The sequence below is a fragment of the Halorubrum sp. SS7 genome (assembly GCF_005435055.1).
Classification (GTDB): Archaea; Halobacteriota; Halobacteria; order Halobacteriales; family Haloferacaceae; genus Halorubrum; species Halorubrum salinarum.
On sequence record NZ_SGXV01000297.1, the window covers coordinates 1 to 471 of the forward strand.

At 66.0% G+C, this 471-nt stretch carries 1 protein-coding gene; it reads right to left on the reverse strand.

All coding sequences use genetic code 11. The features are described 5' to 3' along the window. The coding region (locus EXE44_RS18100; RefSeq protein ID WP_137718054.1) for a helix-turn-helix domain-containing protein at positions 1-318 on the reverse strand (318 nt) is incomplete at its 3' end. Positions 319-471: the final 153 nt, after the last annotated feature.

The following is a 471-nucleotide window of genomic DNA, read 5'->3' on the forward strand; positions in this document are numbered from 1 at the left end:
GGGCGGGACCTCGTCGTAGGCGTCCCGTTCGAGCAGCGCCGCTTCGTTCAGCTCGCGCAACCGCGTCGAGAGCGTGTTCGGCGCGACCCCGAGTTCGGCCTCCAGGTCGCTGAACCGGAGCGGCCCCTCGGCGAACGCGAACTCGCTCAGGACCGCCATCGTGTGGGCCTTCCCGAGCAGGTCGAGGAGTTCCGCCACCGTCCGTCGAATGCGCTCCTGTTCCGCGTCTTCGAAGGACTCGCGCAGCGCGATCGCTTCCTCGCGTGACAGCCCCGAGTCGAGGTCGGGGACCGCCGGTGGGTCGGTGGGACCGGTCATTGATCGCCACCACGAGACTTGCGATATTGTACCTTTGGTCGCGAGTCCTCGAAAGCCCATTACTTCGAAGTATCGAAGTCACTCCGATATGCTCCGAGCGCACCCATGTGTCGCGTGCGAATCGCCACTTTCGGTGCGGGCGGTCGAACCGGC